The following is an 18,514-nucleotide window of genomic DNA, read 5'->3' as shown; positions in this document are numbered from 1 at the left end:
CCCAGCATTTAAGTTGCTCCAGCGAGAACTAATAGACGAGAGAGACGCCGCCGTTCTCACCCTACCAGAGCCCTCTCACCCACTCCCACCAATGTCGGACACCAACGTCAGACGCTTCCAGCGCGAACGCGACGAGGAGGAACAGCCCGAGCGAGAAGAGCCGACCGACGAACTCACCTGTCCCGAGTGCAGCGGCAACCTCGCACAGGACACCGAACACGGCGAGACGGTCTGTACCGAGTGTGGTCTCGTCGTCGAGGAGGACGAGATCGACCACGGCCCCGAGTGGCGCGCCTTCGACTCGGCCGAGAAGGACCAGAAGTCCCGCGTCGGCGCCCCAACCACGAACATGATGCACGACAAGGGGCTGTCGACGAACATCGGCTGGCAGGACAAGGACGCCTACGGCAACTCCCTGAACTCCCGCCAGCGCCAGAAGATGCAGCGACTCCGGACGTGGAACGAGCGGTTCCGCACCCGCGACTCCAAGGAGCGCAACCTCAAGCAGGCGCTCGGCGAGATCGACCGGATGGCCTCGGCGCTCGGCCTGCCCGAGAACGTCCGCGAGACCGCGTCGGTCATCTACCGACGTGCCCTCTCCGAGAACCTCCTGCCGGGGCGCTCCATCGAGGGCGTCGCCACGTCGTCGCTCTACGCTGCCGCCCGGCAGGCCGGCACGCCGCGCTCGCTCGACGAGATCACGGCCGTCTCGCGCGTCGAGAAGGACGAGGTCGCCCGCACCTACCGCTACGTCGTCCGCGAGCTCAAACTGGAGATCGAGCCGGCGGACCCCGAGAGCTACGTCCCGCGGTTCGCCAGCGAACTCGGGCTCTCCGACGAGGCAGAGCGCCGCGCGCGCCAGCTCCTCCAGTCGGCCAAGCGCGAGGGAATCCACTCCGGGAAGTCCCCGGTCGGCCTCGCCGCCGCCGCGGTGTACGCCGCCTCGCTCCTGACGAACGAGAAGGTCACGCAGAACGAGGTCAGCGACGTGGCCAACATCAGCGAGGTCACCATCCGGAACCGCTACCACGAACTGCTGGAGGCCGAGAGCGGCATCGCGGCCTGAGGCTCGTCCTATACCAACGTTGAAACCCCCGGCTGACGAACTCCGACCGTGAGCGAACGATACGTCTGTGCGGAGTGCGGCGCGGTCACGGAGCGGACCTACGCCGTGCCCACGCTCGTCCGTACCTGCGAGGAGTGCGGGGCGTGGAGCCACTTCATCCGGGAGGCGTTGCTCGCGCTGGCCGACCGGGTGCCCGAGGACGAGCGTCCGGAGGACTGGGACGAACTCTCCGGGGACGAGAAGATGCGCGTCGCGATGCGCGAGGGGCACGTCAGTCTCGCCGACCTCCGCGCGTAACCACAACCCCGAAACCACCCGCACTCGCAGGGTCGGTATGGAGACCACCCGCCACTTCGTCGCCACCGTCTACGTCGTGAGCGACGGCGCCACCTGCCTGCACGAGCACGAGCGACTCGAGATGTGGCTCCCGCCCGGCGGCCACGTCGACCGCGACGAACTCCCCCACGAGGCCGCGCTCCGCGAGGCCCGCGAGGAGACGGGACTCGACGTGGAACTCGTCACCGAGACGGGCGACCTCGACTCGGAGACCGCGAGTTCGCTCCCGCAGCCACAGCACTTCCTGCTGGAGGACATCGACGTCCACCCGGACGGCCGGGTGAGTCACCAGCACGTCGACTTCGTCTTCTACGGCCACGCCGAGTCACGCGACATCGACCCCGACGGGCACGACGAAGCCCACCCCGAGTCGTGGGAGTGGTTCACGCCGGCCGACCTGCGCGAGCGGGCGGACGAACTCGCGGACGACGTGGTCGAGGCGGGCCTGCGGGCCATCGAGACGGTCGACGCGGCGGAGGACCCGGCCGACTCAGAGTAGCGACCGCACGTACTGCCCGACGTGGTCGTCCATCCGGCGCTTGAATCCGGCCCGCCGGGCCAGTCGGTCGAGTTCCCGCGAGACGTTCGACCCGTACTGGACCGCCTTCTTGTCGCGTTCGGCGACCGCCTCGGGGAGTCGGTGGTGCGCCGCCTCGCGCAGCGCCACCTTCCGGCGGTCGCCCTCGACGATGCACTCGGGGGCGAGGTGGAGCCCGAGGTCGACGACGCGGTCGTCCAGGAACGGGGCGACCGGCTCGACGCCAGCCGCGCGGAGCGCCAGCACGTCCCGCGGCAACTGCTCGGGGAGCGACAGCATCGTCTCGCGGCGTGCCCCGCGGACCGTCTCCGCCTCGACGCGGTGGTCGCCCGCGGGGTCCACCACCTTCTGATACCCGCCGAACAGTTCGTCCGCGCCCTGCCCGACGGCGAGGTGCGTGTAGCCCTCGGCCGCGGCGCGTTCGCCGGCGAGGTAGAGCGGCAGGGCGATGCTCACGTCCATCGGGTTGGTCCGACCGATGGCGCGGGCCACCTCTGGCACCGCCCGCTCGAGTGTCGCGTGGGTCAGTTCCACCACGCGGAGGTGCAGGTCGAGCGCCGCGGCCGTCTCGCGGGCGACGGCCACGTCCTGACTGTCGGGGAAGCCGACGACGTAGCAACTCGGCTCGGGGGCAGCGTCGTCCGCGGCCTGCCGGCGGCGTTCCTCGCGCAGGCCGGCCGCGACGACGGCCGAATCCACGCCGCCCGAGAAGGCCACGGCGACGCGGTGGTCCTCCCGTCGCGCCTCGCGTTCCACGTCGGCGAACGCTCCATTCAGTCGTCGGTGGAGGAGCAGGCTGACCGCCGAGGGGTCGTCGTGGTCCGGGCTGCCCCGGGGCAGGTCGAAGAGGCGTTCCGCCTCCGGGGCGGCCTCGTGGTCCGGGTCGTTCGGCAAGACGCGCATCGTCCCGGCGGGAAGGAGTTCCGGGGCGTCGAGTTCCGTCGGGTCGAACGCCCAGCGGTCCGACCGCTCCCGGTCGTAGTAGATAGGGTAGCGCCCGAGCACGTCACGGCCGATGGCCGTCCCTCCCTCCCGGTCCACGGCGTAGGCGTAGCCCCGGCAGGGCTGGAAGACGACGTCTGTGCCGACGAGTGGGTCCCGGTCGGCGGCGCCGCGTTCGGCGGCCTGCCGGTTGCCGTGGACGTGCCACGTCATCTCAGATGGCGTGGCGGACGCCGCTGACGATGCGACGGCGGATGCCGCCCCCGAACTGCTTGAGCGAGATGCGCCACGGCGTCCGCTTGCCCAGTACCTCCGTCTTCCCCTCGCGGACGGCGTCGAGGATGGCCCACGGGTCGCGGTCGTCCGTGTCGACCATCGTGACGGCCTGTCCGACCATCTCGGAGATGTGCGCGTCGCTCCCGGCGGTCATCGGCAGGCCGTGGTCGACGGCGAACGACTCGGCCCAGCGGTTCGCCAGCCCCGTGAGGAGCCGGGAGTTGTAGACCTCGATGGCGTCGGCCGAGGCGAGTTCCGTCTCGGTGACGTGGGGCGCGACGCCGTGTCTGGAGGTCTGGAACGGGTGCGGGACGACCGCGATGCCACCCTGCCCGCGGATGCGGTCGACCGTCTCCACGAACGTGCGTCCCGGCGGGATGGCCTCACGCACGCCGAGACCGAGGACGTGGCCGGCGGCCGACGAGACCTCGATGCCGGGGATGCCGACGAGGTCGTAGTTCCGGGCGAGTTCCGCCGCCCGGAGCGACGCGTCGATCTCGTCGTGGTCGGTGACGGCGATGGCGTCGAGCCCCACGCCCGCCGCCTGCTCCAGCAGGAGTTCGACGGGGTCGTGTGCGTCGTACGAGAGCGCGGAGTGACAGTGGAGCTCGACCGAAAGCACGACCGTCCGGAAGAGAGTGTGGAAGAAAAGCGGTGCGGTCCGCCGCGACGCGGGCGTCGGCTGATGGAAAGCGCTTTCACCGGCTCTCCCGCACCCACGCCCAATGAGCCTCACCCCGTCGGACCACGCCCTCGTGGTCGACGAACTGGGCCGCGACCCCACGCCCGCCGAGGAAGCGCTGTTCGAGAACCTCTGGAGTGAACACTGCGCCTACCGCTCCTCGCGGATGCTCCTCTCCCGGTTCGACAGCGAGGGCGACCAGGTCGTCGTCGGTCCCGGCGACGACGCGGCCGTCGTCGCGCTCCCCACGGCCGACGACGCCGAGGACGTCTACATCACGATGGGTATCGAGAGCCACAACCACCCGTCGTACGTCGACCCGTTCGACGGCGCGGCGACGGGCGTCGGCGGCATCGTCCGCGACACGCTCTCGATGGGCGCCTACCCCATCGCCCTCACGGACTCGCTCTACTTCGGCGCGTTCGACCGCGAGCACTCGCGCTACCTCTTCGAGGGCGTCGTCGAGGGCATCAGTCACTACGGCAACTGCATCGGCGTCCCCACGGTCGGCGGGAGCGTCGCGTTCCACGACGACTACGAGGGGAACCCGCTCGTCAACGTCTCGTGTGTGGGCCTCGTCACGGACACCGACCGCCTCGTCACGGCCGAGGCACAGGCGGTGGGCAACCGCCTCGTGCTCGTCGGGAACGCGACCGGACGCGACGGCCTCGGCGGGGCCTCCTTCGCGAGTGAGGACCTCGCCGAGGACGCCGAGACGGAGGACCGACCCGCGGTACAGGTCGGCGACCCCTACGCCGAGAAGCTCCTCATCGAGGCGAGCGAGGAACTCGTCGACCGGCGGCTCGTCGAGAGCGCCCGTGACCTCGGCGCGGCGGGCCTCGGAGGAGCCTCCTCCGAGATGATCGCGAAGGGCGGGAAGGGCGCTCGCATCGAACTGGACCGCGTCCACCAGCGCGAACCGAACATGGTCGCGCTGGAGATCCTACTGGCCGAGTCACAGGAGCGGATGTGCTACGAGGTCCGGCCGGAGAACGTCGACGCGGTCCGCGAGGTGGCCGAGAAGTACGACCTCGGCTTCTCCGACATCGGCGAGGTCACCGAGGGGAACTACGTCTGCACGTTCGAGGGCGAGACGGTCGTCGACGTGCCCGCCGAGTACCTCGCGGACGGGGCGCCGCTGAACGACCTCGCGACCGAACCCCAGCCCGAACCGGAGACGGCCCTCCCCGACGCGGACCTCCGGGAGGCGTTCGAGGCCGTCGTCGGCGCGCCGAACACCGCGTCGAAACGCTGGGTCTACCGGCAGTACGACCACGAGGTCGGGCTCCGGACGGCGAACCGGCCCGGCGACGACGCGGCCGTGATGGCCATCCGGGAGGCCGTCGGCGCGGACGGCGAGGGCCTCGGCCTCGCCATCTCCGCCGGCGCGGACCCCAACTGGACGACGGCGAACCCCTACGAGGGTGCCCGAGCCTGCGCCGTGGAGAACGCGACCAACCTCGCGGCGAAGGGCGCGACCCCGCTCGCCGCCGTCGACTGCCTGAACGGCGGCAACCCCGAGAAACCGGACGTGTACGGCGGCTTCTCCGACATCGTCTCGGGACTCGCCGACGCGTGTACGGCCCTCTCGGTGCCAGTCGTCGGCGGGAACGTCTCGCTCTACAACGACTCCGTGACCGGGCCCATCCCGCCTACGCCGACGCTGGCGATGGTCGGAACCCGCTCCGGGTTCGACGCCCCTCCCGGCGCGTTCACCGGGGAGGGCGACCTCCTCGTCGTCGGCGACCGCGCACTCGCCGGCGAGAGCGTCGGCCTCGGCGGGAGTGAGTACCTCGCCCAGTTCGGCGGGGAGGACGCCTTCCCCGCCGTGGCCGACACCGCACCGGCCTTCGTCGCGGCGCTGGCTGAGGTGGCCGACCACGAATCGGTCCGGGCCGCACACGACGTGAGCCACGGCGGCCTCGCCGTCGCACTCGCCGAGATGGTGACACCCGCGACCGGGGCGAGCGTCGACCTCGCTGCCGACGACCTGCACCGCGTGCTGTTCAACGAGGCCGTGGGCCGCGCCGTGATCGAGACCACGGACCCCGACGCCGTCCGCGAGGCGTTCGACGGCGTCGCGCCCGTCGCACACGTCGGGACGACGGACCGCTCGGGTTCGCTCGCGGTGGAGGCCGGCGACGAGACCATCGTCCTCGAACACGAGCACGTCGTCGACCTCCGGGCCGTCGTCGACCGCGAGATGGACTGACCCCTTCCCGAACTGTCATTAGCGGCGGCGGCGTAGCGCCGTCGTGCGCACCCCCGCCCTCCTCCTGACGCTCTGTGTGGTCCTCGCCGGCTGTGGCGGCGTCGGGTACCAGCCCGAGTACGCCGAGCCGTCGCCGTCACCGACCGTGGGGACGACGACTCCACCGGACAGCTCGACGGCCACACCGCAGACGCCGACCGCCACGTCGACGCCGATGGCCACCCCCACACCCTCGCCCCGGACGGCCACGACGACCACGGCTCCCACCACGAACGGGAGCGAGGACGTCCTCGACCCGGTCCTCGGTCCGCCGGAACGGACCGGTCGCATCGAGGTCCGTGGCGGCAGCCTGCCGGTGAACACGACGCTGGTGTACGAACGGACGGCCGCGTTACTGGAGACGGAGTCCCCCGGCCCGCGCGTCGTCCAGATACTCGAGGTGCCCGCCGGCACGAGCGACCCACCGGAGTTCTACCGGATGTTCGGGTTGACCCGGACCGGAGGGAACGGCACCGTCGCGGCGTTCGTCTCCGACCCGAGTACGGTGTACGTGAACGAGCGCGTGACCGGCGACGCCGTCTACGTCGAACACGTCCTCGCCCACGAGTACGTCCACGTCGTCCAGTTCCGCGAGCGCGTGGTGAGCACGCTCGGCCTCGTGTTCGGCGGGTCAATCGACGAGTCGGCGGCCGAACGGGCCGTCGTCGAGGGGGCGGCCACCTACGTCCAGGAACGCTACTGGCGGACCTACCAGACCGAGGGGCGCAGTCCGGCCGCAGGGGTCGCCGCCAGCCACCGGAACGCGACGGGTCTCTCGCGCTACGCGTTCGCCCCCTACCGCTTCGGCTACGCCTACGTGAACGCGAGTGTCGACTCGCCGGCCCGCCTGAACCGCGTCTACCGCTCGATGCCACGGACGACGGAGGCCGTCCTCCACCCCGGTCGCGGTGACGCGCTCGTCTCCCTCGACGTCCGGGTCGCGGACGGACCGGGCGAGTGGAACCGGACGCTCGCGCCGCCGCGGACCCGTGTCGGCGAACTGTTCCTCCGGTCGTCGCTGGCGAGCGAACTCGACCAGACGCGGGCCGCCCGCGCGGCCGACGGCTGGGGCAACGACACTCGAATCTCGTTCGCCGACCCGTCCGGGGCCCGTGGCCACGCGCTGGTGACCCGGTGGGACGACGCCGAGAACGCGACGGCCTTCGCCGAGGCCTTCCGGGCGTGGGCCGGCGCGCGAGTCGAGCGGGTCGAGCCCGACCGCTGGCGGGGCGAGTGGACGTACGCGCTCGACCGACCGACCCCTCGAACCGTCGTCGTCAGGGTCGGGCCCGCGGGCTTCGTCGACGCCTCGACGAGCGTCGGTCCCGCCCCCGACGAGTCGAACGCCACCGTGACCGTCCGCGTGGACTAGAGCGACACCTCGCTCCCGAGTCCTGCCTCGACCGCTCGCCCGTAGAGGTGGGCCCCACCCGCCGCGTCGAGGACGGCCGTCCCCACGCTCTCTGCGACCAGTATCTCCTCGTCCGTCTCCCGGCCCGCCTCGCCGGCGAGGGCCGACGAGAGCGGGACGAGGTCGCCCACGTCGAGGCCGGTCCCCCGGAGGTCACCGACCTCGGCCACCTCCTCCGGCACGTCCGCGAAGACGCGTGCCGCGCGGTCGAACACCGCCGGGTCGAGTTCCTGCATCTCGCTCGTGTACGCGCCGACGGCGACGACCAGCGTCCCGGGCGAGAGCGCGTCGGCGGGGAAGACGGGGTCGTGGCTCGTCGTCGCTGTGACGACCACGTCGGCCCCCTCGACGGCTGTACGCGGCGTGTCGACGGCCGAGGCGTCGAGACCGCGCTCCCGGAGGTCCGCGGCGCACCGCTCGCGCGAGTGGCTCGGCGAGTAGAGGCGGACGGCCTCCACCTCGCGTGCGGCGGCGATGGCGCGGGTCTGCCAGCGGGCCTGCGCGCCGGCGCCGAGGACGCCGACCGTGAGCGGGCCGTCGACTGCCAGTTCGCGCGTCGCCAGTCCACCGATACAGCCCGTGCGGGCGTTCGTCAGGCGCTCGGCGGAGAGCAGGGCGACCGGCTCGCCGGTCCGCGCGTCGACGAGCGAGAGGTGTGCCCGGACGGTGGGGAGACCGTGCGAGGGGTTGTCGGGGTGGACCGTCGCCAGTTTCGTCGCCGCGTAGGGCTCCCCCTCGACGTAGGCCGGCATCGTCAGTCCCGTCCCGAGCGGTTCTGGGCCGTCCAGTCCGGCACCGAGGGGGTAGTGGGGTCGGTCCGGGCGCACCGTCTCGCCGCGGCCGTCTGCCAGCAGCGCTCGCTCGCAGACGTCCAGCAGTTCCGGGAGTGACAGCACCGCTGCCACGTCCTCGTCCGAGATGACTCGCATGGGGGCCGTCCGACCCCAGGGGAGAAAAACGGTCGCTCGCTCAGATGGTCAGTGCGATGGGGATGCCGAACGTGACGAGGAGGCCGACGAGGGCGACGACCCAGCCGACGGCCACGTCGCGGCCGGTGTACGCGCTCTGCGGGGCCGTCGAGCGACCTTCGTCGTGCTCGTGGTGGTCCGAGTGTCCGCCGTCGTCAGCGTGGTCTGCCATGGTACCCACTGCACGGTGCCACAACTTCGTACTATCGGAACGCGACCCGGGCCCGGTCAGTCGGCGTGGAGCCAGGCCGAGACCCGGCCGAGGAGCGCCCCGAGTGGCCCGCTCGTCCCGTCGCCGAGTTGGGCTACGTCGAGCCAGACCTCGACGATGCGGTCGTCCTCGACACGACAGGTCGCGAACGGCGGCACCTCCGCGTCGGCGTCGGTCAGCGCGGTGGCCTCCGGATCGGGTGACACCGGGGGACCGCCGTGGCCGCTCGTCGTCACGGTAGCCGAGATGAGCCCCTCGGTGTCCGTGGTCTCGACGGTCTCGAGCTCCACGTCGGCCGAGCCGACCAGCTCCAGCGCCGTGTCCACGGCCGCCTCGCCGTCGTCGCCCTCGTCGACCCAGGACCCGTGGAACACGCAGCGCTCGCTCACCAGCGCGGTTGCGCCGTCGGCATCACCCTCGAACAGGCTCCGCACGAACCGCCGAACGAGGACCGGGTCGGTGGACTCCCGTTCCCAGCCGTGTATTCTGGTCGCCATGAGTATCTGGATTCACCTACAGTCTCGGTAGTGGTGAACTCTCGGTTGTCCTGCGCCAGTTCTCCGAAACCGTCAAACGCGGGCCGTCGCAACTGCGGGTATCGAATGACGCTCACCAAGCGGATCATCCCCTGTATCGACGTCGACCTCGACGACGACGGGAACCCCGCCGTCTACACCGGCGTCAACTTCACCGACCTCGAGTACACGGGTGACCCGGTGGAGATGGCGAAGAAGTACAATGAGGCGGGCGCCGACGAGTTCGTCTTCCTCGACATCACCGCGAGCGCGGAGGGCCGCGAGACGATGCTCCACGTCGTCAACGAGGTGGCCGACGAGGTGTTCATCCCCCTCACCGTCGGCGGGGGCATCCGCACGAAGGACGACATCAAGGAGACGCTCCGGGCCGGGGCGGACAAGGTGTCCATCACGACGGGCGCACTGGAGCGACCGGAACTCATCACCGAGGGTGCCGAGGCGTTCGGCAGCCAGTGTATCGTCATCAGCGTCGACGCGCGCCGGCGCTACGACGAGCAGGGCGAGCACTACGTCTCCGTGGACGGCGAGAGCGTCTGGTTCGAGTGCACCAAGAAGGGCGGCCGCGAGGGGACGGGCGTCGACGTCGTCTCGTGGGCCGAGGAGAGCGAGGCACGGGGCGCGGGCGAACTGTTCGTCAACTCCATCGACGCCGACGGCACGAAGGATGGCTACGACATCCCCCTGACGAAGGCGGTCTGTGACACCGTCTCCACGCCCGTCATCGCCTCCTCTGGCGCCGGGAGCCCGGAACACATGTACGAGGTGTTCACCGAGGCGGGCGCGGACGCCGGCCTCGCTGCGTCCATCTTCCACTTCGGCGAGTACTCCATCCGCGAGGTCAAGGAGTACCTCGCCGAACACGACGTGCCTGTCCGCCTCTGAGGCCCCGACGCGGAACTGTCTCGAGACGACGGCTACGGCCCGCGCGGCCACGACAGAACGCTCACCATATTTCAGTTCCACCGAGGTAGGCGCTGCCTTTTGCCCGTCGGTCGGCTAGGACGCTCGCCACGAGTCAGGCAGGACACACCCGACTCACCGATCATGAGAGCCTCAGCACGCGAGCGGCCGGGCCCACACGTCTCGGGTCCGCACGCCGCCACCGACCAGTACGGCCGCCTCGACCACTACTACTTCCGGTGTGAGCGGTGCGGCCGCGAGCGAACCGACCCACGACTTCGCCACGGCTGTCCGGAGTGTGACGGCCGCGGAGGGACCGATGCCCCGCGAGCGTGACTCACCCTCCGGCGGGTGGCGCGAGGTGTACGGTGCGATGGAGGCGAGCACGCGAGCGGAGGCCGATACCGTCGACTGCCCCGATTGCGGTCACGACGCGCCCCGCCTCCACGAGTCGTGGTTCTGGTGCGAGGCGCACGGCTCGTTCTGGGTGGGCGCGTAGAGAGAGAAGAGCGCGTGCTCAGGCCGCCTCGAACGCCTCGCGGAACGAGACGGTCTTGTCCTTGACGTTCTTCGCGGCGGCCTCGAGGGCGTCGAGCGGCTTCGCCCCGCCCTCGGTCTTGATCGTCAGGATGGGGTCGGTCTGGCCACCGGACTGTTCGGGGTTCATGTCGTACGTCGCGGCCGCGACCCCCTCCGTCTCGAGGAGCGCGCCCTTCAGCACGTTCATGAAGGTGTGGTCCTCGCCCGCGATCTCGATGGAGAGTTCGTTCTCGCGGTTCGCGATGACGCGTAGGTCCATACACGGGATACTGGAATCGGCCGTATCAACCTTGCGAACCGGTGTCCGTCCCGCTCCCGAACCTCGCCGGTGCGGCCACCGTCCGACCGGCCCGCCCCCAGGCTTATGGCGGCCTTGCCCGACGGTACGATGAGCCATGCGAACGGGAACCACGATAGCCGACACGCTGGAGCAGACCGTCGACCGCTACCCGGACCGGGAGGCGGTCGTCTACCCACGGCGTGACCAGCGCTGGACCTACCGCGAGTTCGACGAACGGGTGAATCGACTGGCGAACGCGCTCGCCGACCTGGGCGTGGAGAAGGGCGACCGGGTCTCGACGATGCTGCACAACGGCTCGGAGATGGTGCTCACGGTCTACGCCTGCGCGAAGCTCGGCGCCGTCTTCAACCCGCTCAACTACCGCCTCCCGGCCGGCGAGGTGGAGTTCATCGTGAACGACGCCGGCGCCGAGGTCGTGGTCTTCGAGGATGCCACCCGCGAGGCCGTCGAGGGCGCGCGACCTGACCTCGAGACCGTCTCGGAGTACCTCTGGGTCCCAGCCCCCGGCGACGAGGGGAACGACCCCGATACTCCCGAGTACGCCCACGAGTTCTACGGCCTCCTCGAAGCCGGGTCCAGCGCCCGGCCCGCCGTGACCGTCGCCGAGGACGACGCCTACGCGTTCATCTACACCTCGGGCACGACCGGCCGGCCGAAGGGCGTGGTCCACGAGCACCGCGACATGGTCGAACACAGCCTCCTCTGCATCGCGGAGATGAACGTCCGTGCGGAGGACGTGGGGCTCTCCATCCTGCCGCTCTACCACTGCGCGGAGCTCCACGCCAACCTCTTCCCGCGGGTCCACCGCGGCGCGACGAACGTGATTCAACACGAGTTCGACCCGGTCGCCACGCTGTCGGCCGTCGAGGAACACGACGTGTCCCTGATGTTCGCCGCGCCGACGGCGTGGAACGCCATCGCCCGGACCGCGGCCGAGACGGACCACGACGTCTCCTCGCTCCGGCTGGGGCTCTACGGGGCCGCGCCGATGCCGGAGCGCGTGCTCGACCTCTGCATGGAGCACCTCTGTGAGGACTACGTGCAGGCCTACGGGATGACCGAGATCGGCCCGTGTGGGACGTTCCAGTCCCCAGACGAGCAGCGCTCGAAGCAGGGCTCTGCGGGGACGGCCGCGCTCAACCACTCCATCCGCGTCGTCGAACCGGACGCCGCCCCCGACGCCACCGTCGAGCAGGGCGAGGTCGGCGAGATACTGATCTCGGGGCCGTGTACGATGCGCGAGTACTGGAACCGACCAGAGGCCACCGCCGAGTCGCTCCGGGAGCAGGGCGGGCGGACCTGGTACTACACGGGTGACCTCGGCTACCAGGACGAGGACGGCTACCTGTTCGTCGTCGACCGGAAGGACGACATGATCATCTCCGGCGGGGAGAACGTCTACCCGAGCGAGGTGGAGGACGTGCTGTTCGCCCACGACGAGGTGGTGGAGGCCGCGGTGGTCGGCGAACCGGACGACCAGTGGGGCGAGCGCGTCGTCGCTTACATCGTCGGCGAGGCGGACGCAGAGACGCTGGATGCGTACATGCTGGAGACGGACCGGCTGGCCGACTTCAAGCGCCCGCGGGCCTACTACTTCGTGGAGGAACTGCCGAAGAACCCGAGCGGGAAGGTGCAGAAGTTCCGTCTCCGGAGCGACGAGGTGGACCCGGAGGGGACGGCGGTGGCGGAGGACTGAACGGGCGACGGGGACCGACCGACCACCGACTCAGGCGAACGTCTTCGAGACCTCGTCGTCCTCCTCGCTCTCGGCCTGCTTGATTTTCTCCCACGCCGCGCGGAAGTCCTCCATCCGGACCTCGGTGCGGTCGTCGCGGATGGCGAACATCCCGGCCTCCGTGCAGATTGCCTTGATGTCCGCACCGGAGGCCTCGTCTGCCTCCTCGGCGAGTTCCTCGAACGAGACGTCGTCGGAGACGTTCATGTTCCGCGTGTGGATGCGGAAGATGATCTCGCGCCCGTCCTCGTCGGGCTTGGGGACCTCGATGAGGCGGTCGAAGCGACCCGGCCGGAGGATGGCGGGGTCGAGCATGTCGAAGCGGTTCGTCGCGGCGATGATGGAGATCTGGCCGCGGTCCTCGAAGCCGTCCATCTCCGAGAGGAGCTGCATCATCGTCCGCTGGACCTCGGCGTCGCCGCTCGTCTTTGACTCGGTGCGTTTCGAGGCGATGGCGTCGATCTCGTCGATGAAGATGACGGCCGGTTCGTGCTGGCGCGCGAGTTCGAACAGGTCACGGACGAGCTTCGCGCCCTCACCGATGAACTTGTGGACGAGTTCGGAGCCGGCCATCTTGATGAAGGTGGCGTCGGTCTGGTTGGCGACGGCCTTGGCCAGCATCGTCTTGCCCGTGCCCGGTGGGCCGTAGAGAAGCACACCGCTCGGCGGGTCGATGCCGACCTGGTCGAACATCTCGGGGGACTTGAGCGGCATCTCGACGGTCTCGCGGACCTCCTCCATCTGCTCGTCGATGCCACCGATGTCCGCGTAGGAGACCTCCGGTTTCTTCTCGACCTGCATCACGCGGGCCCGGACGTCCGTCTCGTCGTCGAGGATCTTGACGATGGAGAGAGAGTTGTTGACTGCGACCCGGTCGTCGGGCGCGAGGTTCTGGCGCATCTCGTCGGTGACCTCGGTGAGCGCCTCCTGGTTGTTCCCGTGCTGCTTGATGACGACGCCCTCGTCCGTGATCTCCTGGACGGTGGCGACGAACAGCGGGGACTGCTTGAGCTTCTTGTTCTCGTGGGTGAGCCGTTCCAACTTCTGCTGGTACTTGTTGTTCTCGGCGTTGGCGTCGAGGAGCTTGTCGCGCATCTCCTCGTTCTGCGACTCCAGGATTTCGAGGCGCTCCTCTAAGGCTTCCACCTTATCCTGTTGTGACGCGTCCTCGTCGTACGGCATATCGACGTCATCAACAGACTCTGTCATTGCCACTCCGTAGGGCCTTGACGTGTTAAGAGGTTTCGGGTAGCGTCAGCCGCTCGCACGCCCGAAATCGGCGGACGCCGGTGGGACGCCGGCCGAGGTCGCTTCGGGGAGTTGATACTCTGCAGTAATAATATAAATAGAAACTATTATCCAATCGAATCACGAACCGACGGGCACGATGAGCACGAGCAGGCCCGAACGGACGGGCGAACGGGTCGACTGGGGGGCGGTCAGCGACCTGCCCCCGAGCGCGAAACTGGTGGCGAAGGCGCTGGAACACGAGGGGCAGCTCACGCAGACCGGCCTCGCTGACGAGACGCTCCTGCCGGCCCGGACGGTCCGGTACGCGCTCTCGCGACTGGAGGACGCCGGCGTCGTCCACTCGCGGGTGGCGTTCACGGACGCGCGAAAGCGGGTCTACACGCTGGCCGGCGAGTGAGGTCACGCCCGCGTTCAGTTCCGCTCCGGTCGCACAACCCCTTTGGTCGGTGACGGCACAGTCTTCGACAGATGACGCGGGTAATCCACACGGGGGACACCCACCTCGGCTACCAGCAGTACCACTCCCCCGAGCGACGACAGGACTTCCTCGACGCGTTCGGGGCCGTGGTCGACGACGCCATCGAGGACGACGTGGACGCCGTCGTCCACGCCGGCGACCTCTTCCACGACCGCCGCCCGGAACTCGTCGACATCCTCGGGACACTCTCGGTCCTCCGCGACCTCGACGACGCCGGCATCCCCTTCCTCGCCGTCGTCGGCAACCACGAGGTCAAGCGCGACGCCCAGTGGCTCGACCTGTTCGCCTCGCTGGGACTGGCCACGCGCCTCGGCGACGACCCGGTCGTGGTCGGCGACACGGCATTCTACGGTCTCGACTACGTCCCCAAGAGCAAGCGTCCGGACCTCGAGTACCGCTTCACCGACCACGACGCCTCGTTCGCCGCACTCGTCACCCACGGCCTGTTCCAGCCGTTCGACTACGGCGACTGGGACGCCGAGGAGGTGCTGGCCGAGTCGACCGTCGACCTCGACGCGATGTTGCTCGGCGACAACCACAAGCCCGGCGTCAAGCGGGCCGAGGACGGGACCTGGCTCACCTACTGCGGGTCGACCGAACGCGCGAGCGCCGACGAACGCGAGGACCGTGGGTACAACATCGTCACGTTCGACGCAGCGGGCGGCGAGGGCGGCGAGGTGACCATCACCCGCCGCGGGCTCCCCACCCGCGAGTTCCGGTTCGTCGACGTCGACCTCTCCGAGGGCGAGGGGGTCGACCGGGTCCGCGAGCGCGTCGCCGAGTACGACCTGACCGACGCCGTCACCATCGTCTCCATCGATGGCGAGGGCGAGCCTGTCGCCCCCGCACAGGTCGAAGAGCAGGTCCGAGAGGCGGGCGCGCTGGTCGTCCGCGTCACGGACCGGCGTGAGTTCGACGACGCGGGCGGTGTCGAGGTGTCGTTCGCCGACCCGGACGAGGCGGTGCGCGAGCGGGTCCGCGAGATGGGGCTGTCGCCCGCCGCGCGCGAACTGGACGAGGTGGTCCGGGCGAGCAAGGTGGCCGACTCGACGGTCGCGGAGACGGTCGAATCCCGTGTCGAGGCACTCCTCGACGGCGACGGTGAGGCCGATGGCGCGTTCGACCCGGCACCGGAGACAGCGACGGAGACGGGCGGCGGTCCCGACGCGAGCACGGCGGCCGAGCGGATGGCCGCGGACGCAGAGGAGGCCGGCGACGACGCGGCCGACGGCGAGGGCGGAGACGCCGGCGAGCCGGAACCGGAGCCGGACCCCGCCGCGGCGGCCACGGAGACGGACGGCGGCGGGACGGCCGATGCCGGTTCCCCACCGGACGCCGACGATGGCGAGGAGTCCACGGGAGCGGCCGACGACGGGCAGACCGACTGGGGTGACTTCGCGTGAGGTTCGACCGGGTCAGACTGGAGCACTTCAAGTGCTACGCGGACGCCGACCTCGTGCTCGAACCGGGGGTCACCGTCATCCACGGCCCGAACGGGTCGGGCAAGTCCTCGCTGCTGGAGGCGTGTTTCTTCGCGCTCTACGGCCACCGGGCGCTCGACAAGACGCTGGACGACGTGGTCACCATCGGTGCCGAGGACGCCCGCATCGAGCTCTGGTTCAGCCACGCCGGCCGCGACTACCACGTCGAACGCGAGATCCGGGTCCGCGGTGACAGCGCCCAGACGACGACCTGCGTGCTGGAAGGGCCAGACGAGACGGTGGACGGCGCCACCGACGTGCGAGCACGGGTGACGGAGCTCCTCCGGATGGACTCCGAGGCGTTCGTCAACTGCGCGTACGTCCGCCAGGGCGAGGTCAACAAGCTCATCAACGCCTCGCCGGGCGACCGGCAGGACATGATCGACGACCTCCTGCAACTGGGGAAACTGGAGACGTACCGCGAGCGGGCGAAGAACGCTCGCCTCGGGGTGAAACACGTCCGGGACGACAAGCGGGGTGCGCTCTCGGAACTGGAGTCACAGATCACCGAGAAGGAGGACGAGGAGCTGTACCAGCGACTGAACGGGCTCGAGTCGGAGCTGAAGGAGGTCGAGAACGAGGTCGCGCAACTGGAGACCAAGCGGGAACCAGCGGCGGAGACACGCCAGCAGGCCGAGACCGTACTGGAGGAGTACCGCGAGGCACAGGCCGACATCGAGGAACTGGAGTCCGAGATCGCGGACCTCGAGGCGGCCATCGAGAAGCGCGAGGCGGAGCGCGAGCGGAAGGCCGACGAGATATCCGAGCACCGCGAGACGGCCGAGGAGCGCCGTTCGGAGCGCGCGTCGGTGCTGGCGGAGACGGAGCTGGACCGTCCCGAGTCGGCGGCCCTCGAGGCCCGCCGCGAGGAGCTGGAGAGCCGGCTGGAGGAGGTCAGAGAGTCGATACAGGAGCGCCTGCTGGAGAAACAGGAGCACGCGTCGACCGCGGAGCGAGCCGCGGAACGTGCGGAGGAACACACGGCGGAAGCCCAGTCGAAGCGCGAGGAGGCCGACGAGCGGGAACGAGACCTGGAGAGCGACCGGGAACAGCTTAGCGAGCGTCGCGAGAAGCTCTCGGCGCTCGAGGAGACGGTCGCCACGAACCGGGAGGCGTTCGACGAGGCGCCGGTCGACCGTGACGGCGTGGAGGACCACCGCGAGTCCGTCGCCAGCGACCTGACCGACGCCCGCGAGCGAGTGGCCGAACTCGAGGCGACCCTGACGGCGAAGCGCGAGGCCGTCGCGGAGACCGAACGACTCCGCGAGGAGGGCAAGTGTCCGGAGTGTGGCCAGCCCGTCGAGGACTCCCCCCACGTGGAGACGCTCGACGACGACCGCGAGGCCGTCGCCGACCTGGAGGCCGAACTCGAGGCGGCACGCGAACGCGTGACGGAACTCGAGGAACGACTGCGCCGGGCGGAGGAGTGGGTCGAGCGGGCGGCCGACCTCGACCAGCGGGAGTCGAACCTCGAGAACCTCCGGACGCTGGTGGACGAACAGGCGGGCAACTTCGAGGAGCGGGCGGCGGCCGTCGAGCGGTTGCGTGAGGAGGCCGACGACCTCGAGGCCGAGGCAGCGGAAGCGCGCGAGGCGGCGGCCGAGGCACGCGAGGAGGTGGCGACCGTCAAGACGGCCATCGGCGACCTGAACACCGAGAAGTCGACCGTCGACGAGGCTCTCGAACGGCTGGACCGGGTGGTCGACCTGAACGAGGCAATCACCGAGCACGAGGACGCCGTCGCGCGATTGCGCGAGCAGCGGGCGAACCTGACGGAGCAGAACGACCTCCGGCGCGAGCGCCTGGCCGAGAAGCGTGCCGAGAGACGGGAGTTGGCCGACGAGTTCGACGAGGACCAGGTCGAGCACGCACGGGGAGAGAAGGAGCGGGCCGAGCAGTACCTCGAGAAGATCGACGCCCGGCTGGAGGACCTCCACGAGCGCGAGATCGACCTGCGCGATGCCATCGGTGGGGTCCGCAACGACATCGAGACGCTGGAGTCGCTCCACCAGCGCCACGAGGAGGTGTCAGCCACCGTCGACCGCCTCCAGTCGCTCTACGACGAGGCCTACGAACTGCAGGAGATGTACGCCGACCTGCGGGCCGAGTTACGCCAGCGGAACGTCCGCCGGCTGGAGAGCCTGCTGAACGAGACGTTCGAACTGCTCTACCAGAACGACTCGTACGCCCGCATCGAACTCGACGGCGAGTACGACCTCACCGTCTTCCAGAAGGACGGGGAGCCGCTGGACCCAGAACAGTTGTCCGGGGGCGAGCGGGCCATCTTCAACCTCGCGCTGCGGTGTGCCATCTACCGCCTGCTGGCCGAGGGCATCGAGGGGGAGACGCCGATGCCGCCGCTCATCCTCGACGAGCCGACCGTGTTCCTCGACTCGGGGCACGTCTCGAAGCTCGTCGAGCTGGTCGAGACGATGCGCGGGTTCGGCGTGGAGCAGATTCTCGTCGTCAGCCACGACGAGGAACTGGTCGGGGCGGCCGACGACCTCGTCACCGTCGAGAAGGACACGACGACGAACCGCTCGTCCGTGGGTCACGAGGGCGGCGCTATCGACGCGGCGGCACTCGCGGAGTTGACGGGAGACGACTGACC

18 protein-coding genes and 1 pseudogene are annotated in these 18,514 nt (G+C 69.8%); 12 read left to right on the top strand and 7 right to left on the bottom strand.

Annotated features, from left to right (window positions below):
• Positions 1-91 precede the first annotated feature (91 nt).
• From N0B31_RS04655 to N0B31_RS04645, 3 genes are read left to right on the top strand one after another with little or no spacing between them, the layout of a single operon-like run.
• Positions 92-1,066: a transcription initiation factor IIB gene (locus N0B31_RS04655; RefSeq protein ID WP_260594678.1), complete on the top strand. Its 975-nt coding sequence runs from the start codon at positions 92-94 to the stop codon at positions 1,064-1,066.
• 48 nt (positions 1,067-1,114) lie between these two features.
• A complete protein-coding gene (locus tag N0B31_RS04650) occupies positions 1,115-1,363 on the top strand; it encodes a hypothetical protein (RefSeq protein WP_260594677.1) in 249 nt (82 codons plus the stop codon).
• 37 nt (positions 1,364-1,400) lie between these two features.
• Positions 1,401-1,901, top strand: coding sequence for an NUDIX hydrolase (locus tag N0B31_RS04645; RefSeq protein WP_260594676.1), 501 nt, complete (start codon positions 1,401-1,403; stop codon positions 1,899-1,901).
• Here the strand turns inward: N0B31_RS04645 and N0B31_RS04640 are convergent.
• Both N0B31_RS04640 and N0B31_RS04635 read right to left on the bottom strand, forming a co-directional pair.
• Positions 1,893-3,095 (bottom strand): asparagine synthase C-terminal domain-containing protein, encoded by a 1,203-nt coding sequence (locus N0B31_RS04640; RefSeq protein ID WP_260594675.1) that lies wholly within the window; start codon positions 3,093-3,095, stop codon positions 1,893-1,895. The two genes, N0B31_RS04645 and N0B31_RS04640, sit on opposite strands and share 9 nt — an antisense overlap.
• Before the next feature lies 1 nt (position 3,096).
• Positions 3,097-3,780, bottom strand: a complete 684-nt coding sequence (locus tag N0B31_RS04635; RefSeq protein ID WP_260594674.1) for a PHP domain-containing protein — start codon at positions 3,778-3,780, stop codon at positions 3,097-3,099.
• A 103-nt stretch (positions 3,781-3,883) separates the two neighbouring features.
• Between N0B31_RS04635 and purL the strand changes: the two genes are divergently transcribed.
• Together purL and N0B31_RS04625 are read left to right on the top strand one after the other, a co-directional pair.
• Complete coding sequence (purL, locus tag N0B31_RS04630) at positions 3,884-6,052, top strand: phosphoribosylformylglycinamidine synthase subunit PurL (protein WP_260594673.1); 2,169 nt, start codon at positions 3,884-3,886, stop codon at positions 6,050-6,052.
• Between the two features lie 43 nt (positions 6,053-6,095).
• On the top strand, positions 6,096-7,463 hold the full coding sequence (locus N0B31_RS04625) for a hypothetical protein (protein WP_260594672.1): 1,368 nt from the start codon (positions 6,096-6,098) through the stop codon (positions 7,461-7,463).
• Here N0B31_RS04625 and N0B31_RS04620 read toward each other — a convergent pair.
• The 3 genes from N0B31_RS04620 to N0B31_RS04610 are packed head-to-tail and all read right to left on the bottom strand — an operon-like array spanning position 7,460 to position 9,178.
• Complete coding sequence (locus N0B31_RS04620) at positions 7,460-8,431, bottom strand: ornithine cyclodeaminase family protein (RefSeq protein WP_260594671.1); 972 nt, start codon at positions 8,429-8,431, stop codon at positions 7,460-7,462. The genes N0B31_RS04625 and N0B31_RS04620 overlap by 4 nt on opposite strands.
• A 40-nt stretch (positions 8,432-8,471) precedes the next feature.
• Positions 8,472-8,642 carry a DUF7550 family protein gene (locus N0B31_RS04615; protein ID WP_260594670.1) on the bottom strand — a complete coding sequence of 57 codons (171 nt, stop codon included), beginning with the start codon at positions 8,640-8,642 and terminating at the stop codon, positions 8,472-8,474.
• 56 nt (positions 8,643-8,698) lie between these two features.
• Positions 8,699-9,178 (bottom strand): nuclear transport factor 2 family protein, encoded by a 480-nt coding sequence (locus N0B31_RS04610; RefSeq protein ID WP_260594669.1) that lies wholly within the window; start codon positions 9,176-9,178, stop codon positions 8,699-8,701.
• 105 nt (positions 9,179-9,283) lie between these two features.
• Here N0B31_RS04610 and hisF point away from each other — a divergent pair, with 105 nt between their 5' ends.
• The 3 genes and pseudogenes from hisF (at position 9,284) to N0B31_RS04600 (ending at position 10,616) form a co-directional block, all read left to right on the top strand.
• Positions 9,284-10,099, top strand: coding sequence for an imidazole glycerol phosphate synthase subunit HisF (hisF, locus tag N0B31_RS04605; RefSeq protein ID WP_260594668.1), 816 nt, complete (start codon positions 9,284-9,286; stop codon positions 10,097-10,099).
• A gap of 162 nt (positions 10,100-10,261) precedes the next feature.
• Positions 10,262-10,354 (top strand): annotated as a pseudogene (locus N0B31_RS22720) (hypothetical protein); the annotation flags it as partial.
• Between the two features lie 4 nt (positions 10,355-10,358).
• Positions 10,359-10,616: a hypothetical protein gene (locus tag N0B31_RS04600; RefSeq protein WP_260594667.1), complete on the top strand. Its 258-nt coding sequence runs from the start codon at positions 10,359-10,361 to the stop codon at positions 10,614-10,616.
• A gap of 18 nt (positions 10,617-10,634) precedes the next feature.
• On the opposite strand, the gene N0B31_RS04595 is transcribed toward N0B31_RS04600, so the two are convergent.
• On the bottom strand, positions 10,635-10,916 hold the full coding sequence (locus N0B31_RS04595; RefSeq protein WP_260594666.1) for a DNA-directed RNA polymerase subunit L: 282 nt from the start codon (positions 10,914-10,916) through the stop codon (positions 10,635-10,637).
• 136 nt (positions 10,917-11,052) lie between these two features.
• Between N0B31_RS04595 and N0B31_RS04590 the strand changes: the two genes are divergently transcribed.
• Positions 11,053-12,654: a long-chain-fatty-acid--CoA ligase gene (locus tag N0B31_RS04590; protein WP_260594665.1), complete on the top strand. Its 1,602-nt coding sequence runs from the start codon at positions 11,053-11,055 to the stop codon at positions 12,652-12,654.
• Between the two features lie 30 nt (positions 12,655-12,684).
• Here N0B31_RS04590 and pan1 read toward each other — a convergent pair whose 3' ends face one another.
• Positions 12,685-13,902 carry a proteasome-activating nucleotidase Pan1 gene (gene pan1 / locus N0B31_RS04585; RefSeq protein WP_260594664.1) on the bottom strand — a complete coding sequence of 406 codons (1,218 nt, stop codon included), beginning with the start codon at positions 13,900-13,902 and terminating at the stop codon, positions 12,685-12,687.
• 178 nt (positions 13,903-14,080) lie between these two features.
• On the opposite strand from pan1, the gene N0B31_RS04580 reads away from it, so the two are divergent.
• The 3 genes from N0B31_RS04580 to rad50 all read left to right on the top strand — a co-directional run bounded on the left by N0B31_RS04580 (position 14,081) and on the right by rad50 (position 18,512).
• Positions 14,081-14,341 (top strand): helix-turn-helix domain-containing protein, encoded by a 261-nt coding sequence (locus N0B31_RS04580; protein ID WP_260594663.1) that lies wholly within the window; start codon positions 14,081-14,083, stop codon positions 14,339-14,341.
• 71 nt (positions 14,342-14,412) lie between these two features.
• Positions 14,413-15,825, top strand: a complete 1,413-nt coding sequence (gene mre11 / locus N0B31_RS04575; protein WP_260594662.1) for a DNA double-strand break repair protein Mre11 — start codon at positions 14,413-14,415, stop codon at positions 15,823-15,825.
• Positions 15,822-18,512 carry a DNA double-strand break repair ATPase Rad50 gene (gene rad50, locus N0B31_RS04570; protein WP_260594661.1) on the top strand — a complete coding sequence of 897 codons (2,691 nt, stop codon included), beginning with the start codon at positions 15,822-15,824 and terminating at the stop codon, positions 18,510-18,512. Before mre11 ends, rad50 begins: the two co-directional genes overlap by 4 nt.
• The last annotated feature ends 2 nt before the right edge of the window (positions 18,513-18,514 follow it).

The sequence above is a fragment of the Salinirubellus salinus genome (genome assembly GCF_025231485.1).
Classification (GTDB): Archaea; Halobacteriota; Halobacteria; order Halobacteriales; family Haloarculaceae; genus Salinirubellus; species Salinirubellus salinus.
Note: the sequence above shows the minus strand (reverse complement) of the source record. Positions and strands in the feature narration are given on the sequence as shown.